The following is a 7047-nucleotide window of genomic DNA, read 5'->3' as shown; positions in this document are numbered from 1 at the left end:
CGCGCAGATCGGCGCCGATGAGCAGCGCCCCGCGAAGGTTGGCCCGGCGAAGGTCGACCCGGCGCAGGTCCACCCCGAGCAGGTGCGCGCCCCGCCGGTCGGCACCCACGGGGGCCCGGGCCGCGTCGCTGGCCCGGGACAGCAGCGGGTTGACCCGGGCCCGGTGGGCGTCGACGTCCACCGCGCGAAGCCGCGCGGGGTCACCCTCGGTGAGTGTCAGCGTCTCCGCGCGGACGCGTTCCAGATCGGCGCGCAGGTCGGCCGGCGGGCGCAGCGCCACCGCCTCGGTGAGGTACCAGAGCAGTTCGTGCAGCGGTCGCAGCACCGCGAAAGCCTCCGCCATCGCCGGCAACGTCTCCGGCGCGTCCCGCCAGTCCCGCCCGCCGAAGGTCACCTGGGCGACCTGCTGCCCGGCGCCGAAGCAGTCGAACACCGTGCAGCCGGGAAAACCGCGTTGCCGCAGCTCGGTGTGGATGCCGCAGCGGTGGTCGGGGCGCAGGTTGGGGCAGGGCGAGCCGGCCGGCTTGTCGATGGCGAAGTCAGTCGACGCGGCGAAGGCGGGCACCACGCAGCACAGCCCGAAGCAGCGTCCGCAGTCGGCGCGCAGCTGCGCCGCCCCGGACGGCGGTGCGGTGCGGTCCGACACGCCGACGGTCCTCCTGACGATCAGGTGGTCACCATTGTTTCCTGTGCCGCGCCGACCGGACCGGTCGGGGGTCACCGTGCGTGCGTGTCAGCGGCCGTCGCCGCCGATGCTGGTCAGACCGATCGCCAGTCGTCGTTCGGCAACGCCGCTGCCTGGGGGCCCATCAGCAACATGCCCCCGTCGACCGGCCAGGACGCGCCGGTGACGTAGCTGGCGGCGGGGGAGGCGAGCAACGCGACCACGGCGGCCACCTCCCGGGCGTCGCCGGGCCGACCCACCGGCACGCCGGGCCGTTCCTGGGTGAACGGGTCGACGTCCTCCTGACCTGTCATCGGGGTGGCGATCTCGCCCGGGGCGACGGCGTTGACGGTGATCCCGTCGGCGGCCAACTCCTGGGCCATCACCCGGGTCAGCAGCCCGAGCCCGCCCTTCGCGGCGCAGTACGCGGCGGAGCCCACCCGCGGCGCGTGCTCGTGCACGCTGGTGATGTTGATGATCCGCCCGCCGGTGCCGGCGGCCCGCATCCGTCGCGCGGCCCGCTGGGCGCACAGGAAGGGCGCGTCCAGGTCGACGGCGAGCACCTCGCGCCACTGTTCCCACCCGGTGTCGACGAACGGGGTGGAGGCCCCGACGCCGGCGTTGTTGACCAGCACCCCGATGCCGCCGAGCCGGTCGGCCAGCTCGTCCACCACCGCCGCCGCGTCCGGCAGTCGGGTCAGGTCCACCTCGGCGAGCTCGCAGCGCCGGCCCGTCGCGCGGACCTCGGTGGCTGTCCGCTCGGCGCCGTCGGGATCGCCGTACCAGGTGATGCCGATCTCGAAGCCGGCCTTGGCCAGCGCCACCGCGCAGGCCTTGCCGATGCCGGAGTCCGCGCCGGTGACGACCGCGATCCTCGGGTAGTTCTCGTATCGCTGCGGCATGCTGGCGCACTACCCCGGCAGCGCCGGCCCAACCGCCACGGGGACCCGGACCGCTCTGCCGGCGGCGTACGGTCGCCTGATGCGTATCACCCGGTTCACCCACGCCTGTGTCCGCATCGAGCACGAGGGAGGGGTGCTGGTCGTCGACCCGGGGACGTGGAGCGAGCCGACTGCCCTGGTCGGCGCGGACGCCGTCCTGGTCACCCACGAGCACACCGACCACGTGGACGTGTTGCGGCTCGCCGGTCTCGGTGTCCCCGTGTACGCCCCGGAGGGTGCCCAACTGCCGGATCTCGCCCCGCTGCCGGTGACCTGGGTCCGCGCGGGGCAGCGGTTCACGGCCGCCGGCATGTCGGTCAGCGCGCACGGTGGACGGCACGCCGCGATCCACGAGGGGCAGCCCGACTGCCCGAACCTCGGCTACCTGATCGCTGATCACCTCTATCACCCGGGTGACGCGTTGCACGTGCCGGACGAGCCGGTGCACACGGTGCTCGTCCCGGCCCAGGGGTCCTGGCTGCGGCTCGACGAGGCGATCCGATTCGCCGGCGCGGTGGGCGCGGCGGCGGCGTACCCGGTCCATGACGCGCAGCTCAACGACCGTGGCCTGGCCAGCGTCGCCGGCTGGTTCGGCGAGACGATCCCCGGTTACCGTCACCTGATGCCCGGCGACACCGCCTGACCTCTGTCGTCACCGGCCGTCGGAGTGCGGAATCGGGGCGCGGCTCTGGTGAGCACCGCGGTGGCCGTGGGGGCGGACCACTCGTCGGTCAGCTCGGTCACGAGGTCGGCGACCAGCCGGGTCACCGCCGGCTCGGCGCCCGGGTGCAGCGCCTCGGCGACGATCAGCACCGACGAGGTGCCCGCCCGCACGGCCGACCAGCCGCTCTGCCGGTTCGTCCACCGTCGGGCGTGCGCCCGCCCGACGGAGTCGGCGAAGGTCACCTCGCCCGGCTCGGGATGCTCGGTGTCGCCCGCGAAGCTCAGGTACGCCTCGTCGCCGTGCGCCGGCCGGACCACCAGGTCGCCGTCGATCCGGTCCAGGTCGAGTGCGGCGACCGGGATGGCGTACGCGGCCGAGACGGCGTTGCACAGGTCGACGAGCGGGTGCACCCGGGGCAGTTCGCCGTCCAGGCGCAGCCGGCGCAGCAGCGCCTCGGCGGCGCACCGGTACCTGGTGGGCCGCAGGCCCATCGCCGCGTACGCCCGCCGCCAGGCCTGGATCTCCGGGAACCCGCTCTCGGGCCCGGCGGCCAACCGCCGCCGGGCCTCGGTGAGGTAGCTGGCCGCGTGTCGGGTCACGTCGGCGGTGGCGGTGATTCCGGAGGCCAGGACCACCCCGGCGATCAGATCGGGGTACGCGTCGCGAAGCTGTGGGGAGTGTTCGAACTGCACTGTGGTCCTATCGTTCGGTGAGGGCGAGGGTCACGCCGAGCGCGACGAACGTGCCGGCGGCGGATCGGCGCAGCCAGTCGGTGACCCGGGGTCGGGTCAGCACCCGGTCGCGGACCCGGGCCGCGAAGACGCCGTAGCCGCTGAACACCACGAAGGTGAGCAGCATGAACACCGCCCCGCAGCCGAGCATCGCGCGGGTCGAGCCCGGTGCCGTGGTGTCCACGAACTGCGGCAGGAACGCGACGAAGAACAGCGTCGGCTTCGGGTTGAGCAGGTTGACCAACACCCCGGAGACGATCACCCGCAGCGCCGGGCGGGGCGGGGCGTCGGTGGTCACGGCGAAGGCGTCGCGATCGCGGGCGATGGACCAGGCCAGGTAGAGCAGATAGCCGACGCCGAGATAGCGGACGGTCTCGAACGCCGCCGCGCTGGTCTGCATCAGCGCGGCCAGCCCGGTCATCGCGGCCAGCAGGTGCGGCAACGTGCCCAGCGTGCAGGCGAACGCGGCGAGCACCCCGGCCCGGGCGCCCCGGGACAGCCCGGCGGAGAGCGTGAAGATCACCCCGGTGCCGGGGGTGACCACCACGATCAGAGTGGTGATCAGGAACGGGATGGTCACGGTCGTCCTCCGGCGGAGTTGGCAGGTCTGGCTCCTGCTCACTCTGCTGCCACAATGGTCCGATGGGCAGAGCCAAACCGACGGCGTCCGAGAGGTCCATATCGGCCGGGTCCGACTTCCTGCACCTGACCATCGCCGACGCGGCGCCGGGCGGGCGCGCCGACTGGCTGACCGACCGGCTGCGCCAGGCCATCGCCGACGGTCGGGTGCCGGTCGGTGACCGACTGCCCCCGACCCGGGTGCTCGCCGCCGACCTCGGCGTCTCCCGGGGTGTGGTCACCGAGGCGTACCAGCGGCTGACCGAGGAGGGGCACGTCGCCGGTCGGGGCCGCGCCGGCACCGTGGTCGTCGCCGCGCCGGCCGCGCCCACCCCCGCCCCGGCCGCCGCGCCGGCACCGGTCGCGACCTTCCCACCGGCACCGGGCACCGACATCTTCGACGCGGTACGCGCGGCGCCCGCGACGATCGACCTGACACCCGGCGTACCCGACCTGGCCGCTTTTCCCCGCACGGACTGGCTACGCGCCGAACGGACAGTGCTGCGCCGCCTCGCCGCGGCCGACCTCGGCTACGGCGACCCCTGCGGCACGCCCGCGCTGCGGCAGGCCGTCGCCGCCTGGCTGGCCCGCAACCGTGGCATCAGCGTCGACCCCGCCGAGGTGATCATCGTGGCCGGCGTCTCGCAGGCGCTCGGGCTGCTCGCCCAGGCGCTCACCGCGGCCGGCGTCGACCGGATCGCGGTCGAGGACCCGGGCTCGCTCGGAGTGCGCCAGCACCTGAACAACTGGCGGATGGCCACTCCGCCGATCAGCGTCGACGACGCCGGCCTGCGGGTCGACGACCTGGCCGCCAGTGGCGCACCGGCGGTGATGCTCACCCCCGCGCACCAGTTCCCGACCGGCGTGGTGCTCGACGGTGACCGCCGCCGCCACCTCGTCGCCTGGGCGCGGGCCGGCGGCCTGATCATCGAGGACGACTACGATGCCGAGCACCGCTACGACCGCCCCCCGGTGCCGGCGCTGCGGGGTCTGCTGCCCGAGCAGGTCTGCTACGCCGGCAGTGTCTCCAAACTGCTCGCCCCCGCCCTGCGGGTCGGCTGGCTGCTCGTGCCCCCGCGACTGCGCGACGCGGTGGTGGCCGCCAAGCGCAACGCCGACCTGGGCAACGCCGTGCTGCCGCAACTGGTGCTGGCGGAGTTGATGACCTCCGGTGCCTTCGAACGCCACCTGCGGCTGCTGCGCCGCCGGCACATCCGCCGACGGGACGCCATGATCGCCGCGCTGGCCCGCGCACTGCCGTCCGCGACGGTGCACGGCGCCGCCGCCGGTCTGCACCTGATGATCACGCTGGACGACGCGGTGGTCGACACCGAGTTGGCGGCGGCGACGCTGGCCCGGGGGGTGAAGGTGCAACCCCTGTCCTGGCACTGCCAGCGGCCCTACCGGCCGGGCCTGGTGCTCGGCTACGCGGCCCGTACGCCCACCGAGATCGACGACGGCGTCGCCGCTCTCGCCGCCGCGCTCGGCTCCGGCTAGGACCAACAGGTCCATCGTGCTCGGCGGCGTATCCTTCGCCCGTGGGACTGCGGTTCGTGACGCGTGGGTCCGACTCGCCGTGGGTCGACACGGTGTGGACCTGCACGAGCGGGCAGGTCACCGCGATGACGTCCGTCGCAGGGGTGCGCTGGGGGCTGGTGTTCTGGCAACAGGCTGGCCGGTCGTACGCGGGCATCACCGGTCCCGAGACCCGCACCGGCACAGCGTCGGTGCCGGAGGGCGCGACCTTCACCGGCATCGACTTCGTCGTGGGCACCTCGCTGCGGGCCGTGCCCACGACGGCGCTGGTCGACGGCGGCATCGAGCTCCCCGACACCACGCACCGGACGTTTCGGCTGGACGGCACGCGCTGGGAGACGCCCGGCCCCGACGACGCCGAAGCCCTGGTCGCCGGGCTCGTCCGGGCCGGGACCGTGGTCGGTGACCCGCTCGTCGCCGAGCTACTGCGGGGTCACCGCCCGGCCGTCTCGGAGCGCACCGTCGAACGCCGGTTCCGCGCCGCGACGGGACTGACGCGCGGCGCGGTCCGGCAGATCGAGCGGGCTCGCGGGGCGGCAGAGCTGCTGGCTGGCGGCGACCCGGTCGCCGACGTGGTCGCCAAGCTCGACTACTTCGACGAGCCGCATCTGGCCCGGGCGCTGCGCTCCTACGTCGGACGCACCGTCCGGCAGTTGCGCGAGGGCAGCGTCGGCGCCATAGCCCTCGACCTGGGTCAGCGCTTGACGTCGTAGATCAACTTGAGGATCCCGTTCGAATAGCTCTCCGACTCCCGCAGCGTCAGCATGTGCTTTTCTCGGTCGGCCCGGCCGAACAGGCTCTTACCGGCACCGAGCAGCACCGGGAAGACGAGCAGGTTGTACTGGTCGATCAGACCCTCATCGGACAGCCGCCGGGCCAGCTCCGCGCTCCCGTGGATGAAAATCGCGCCGCCATCGCCCTGCTTGAGGGCGGCGACGTCCCCTGTCGAGCGCAGAATCGTCGTCGGCCCCCACCCGTCGACGAGCGCGTCGTCGGACAGCTTGCTCGACACCACGTACTTGGGCAGCTCCTTGTAGCTGGCGTGGTCCTCCGAGCCGGGCCAGACCGGCGCGAACGCCTCGTAGCTGCGACGGCCGAACATCAGCGCTGTCGTGTCAGCGAGCTCCTCGCCCTTCAGCGACCAGGCCTCCGGGACGAACTCGAGGTCCTTGAACACCCAACCGCCGCTGCGGTGCTCCTCGCCCGGCCCGCCGCCGGGCGAGTCCACCACGCCGTCGAGCGACATGAAACCGGTGTAGACCAGGTCGCGCATTGTGGTGTCTCCTCCTGCTCGAGCGGGCTGCCGGGTCCACGCTAGATCGCGATTGCGGCGTTGTCTTGGATGAAAACGACAGCGGGTGGTGCCGTGATCGGGCCTGGGGCCGACCGGGCAACTGACCGGTCAGCCCAGGAACAGCTGGACGAGCACCAGCACGGCGAGCAGCGCCGGCCCCCGTGAGCCCTGCCGCAGCAGGTCGACCGGGATCATCCCGAACGGCGTGTTCACCGTCGCGCCGCCGTAGTTGATCGGCGGGCGGGTGCCGGCCCGGAACGCGGCAGCCACCACCCCGAGCGCCAGCGTGGGCGCCAGCCAGGGCGGCCCCGGGTCGACGGTCGGCAGGGTCAGCAACCACCACAGGCCCGCGCCGGCGGCCGGCACCACCACGTGGATCCCGCGCAGCAGGTTGTCGCTGCCGCCGAGCGCCCGGCGCAGCCCGGGTGAGCGGCTGACCGCCCGCAGACCGCCGGTCAGCCGGTCGGCGGCGAGGTAGGCGAACACCACCTGCGCGGCACCCGCCAACCCGGGCAGGGCGAGCGCCGCCGCGTACTGCACCCCGAGCAGCGCCGCCCAGATCAGCACGGCGCTCGGGTGGCGGCGCAGCCGGCGTACGT

9 protein-coding genes are annotated in these 7047 nt (G+C 73.7%); 3 read left to right on the top strand and 6 right to left on the bottom strand.

Annotated features, from left to right (window positions below; all coding sequences use genetic code 11):
* Together KBX53_RS17095 and KBX53_RS17090 are read right to left on the bottom strand one after the other, a co-directional pair.
* A partial coding sequence (locus KBX53_RS17095) for a pentapeptide repeat-containing protein (protein WP_210860309.1) occupies nt 1–646 on the bottom strand: 646 nt, incomplete at its 3' end.
* 113 nt (nt 647–759) lie between these two features.
* Nucleotides 760–1566: an SDR family oxidoreductase gene (locus KBX53_RS17090; RefSeq protein WP_210860307.1), complete on the bottom strand. Its 807-nt coding sequence runs from the start codon at nt 1564–1566 to the stop codon at nt 760–762.
* Nucleotides 1567–1645: 79 nt separating this feature from the next.
* On the opposite strand from KBX53_RS17090, the gene KBX53_RS17085 reads away from it, so the two are divergent.
* A complete protein-coding gene (locus KBX53_RS17085) occupies nt 1646–2248 on the top strand; it encodes an MBL fold metallo-hydrolase (protein ID WP_210860305.1) in 603 nt (200 codons plus the stop codon).
* On the opposite strand, the gene KBX53_RS17080 is transcribed toward KBX53_RS17085, so the two are convergent.
* Nucleotides 2221–2961: a B3/4 domain-containing protein gene (locus tag KBX53_RS17080; RefSeq protein WP_210860303.1), complete on the bottom strand. Its 741-nt coding sequence runs from the start codon at nt 2959–2961 to the stop codon at nt 2221–2223. The genes KBX53_RS17085 and KBX53_RS17080 overlap by 28 nt on opposite strands.
* Nucleotides 2962–2968: 7 nt before the next feature.
* Nucleotides 2969–3580 (bottom strand): LysE family translocator, encoded by a 612-nt coding sequence (locus KBX53_RS17075; RefSeq protein ID WP_030332511.1) that lies wholly within the window; start codon nt 3578–3580, stop codon nt 2969–2971.
* A 62-nt stretch (nt 3581–3642) separates the two neighbouring features.
* On the opposite strand from KBX53_RS17075, the gene KBX53_RS17070 reads away from it, so the two are divergent.
* Together KBX53_RS17070 and KBX53_RS17065 are read left to right on the top strand one after the other, a co-directional pair.
* Nucleotides 3643–5115, top strand: coding sequence for a PLP-dependent aminotransferase family protein (locus tag KBX53_RS17070; RefSeq protein ID WP_210860300.1), 1473 nt, complete (start codon nt 3643–3645; stop codon nt 5113–5115).
* A gap of 41 nt (nt 5116–5156) precedes the next feature.
* Nucleotides 5157–5867 carry a helix-turn-helix domain-containing protein gene (locus KBX53_RS17065; protein ID WP_210860298.1) on the top strand — a complete coding sequence of 237 codons (711 nt, stop codon included), beginning with the start codon at nt 5157–5159 and terminating at the stop codon, nt 5865–5867.
* On the opposite strand, the gene KBX53_RS17060 is transcribed toward KBX53_RS17065, so the two are convergent.
* Both KBX53_RS17060 and KBX53_RS17055 read right to left on the bottom strand, forming a co-directional pair.
* Nucleotides 5849–6427 carry a dihydrofolate reductase family protein gene (locus KBX53_RS17060; protein WP_210860296.1) on the bottom strand — a complete coding sequence of 193 codons (579 nt, stop codon included), beginning with the start codon at nt 6425–6427 and terminating at the stop codon, nt 5849–5851. The genes KBX53_RS17065 and KBX53_RS17060 overlap by 19 nt on opposite strands.
* A gap of 129 nt (nt 6428–6556) precedes the next feature.
* Nucleotides 6557–7047, bottom strand: a 491-nt coding sequence (locus KBX53_RS17055; RefSeq protein ID WP_210860294.1) for a DUF6297 family protein, incomplete at its 5' end; no start/stop codon positions are given.

The sequence above is a fragment of the Micromonospora sp. M51 genome (genome assembly GCF_018070305.1).
GTDB lineage: Bacteria > Actinomycetota > Actinomycetes > Mycobacteriales > Micromonosporaceae > Micromonospora > Micromonospora parva.
The sequence above is the reverse complement of the archived record's forward strand: the minus strand, read 5'-3'. Positions and strand labels throughout refer to the sequence as shown.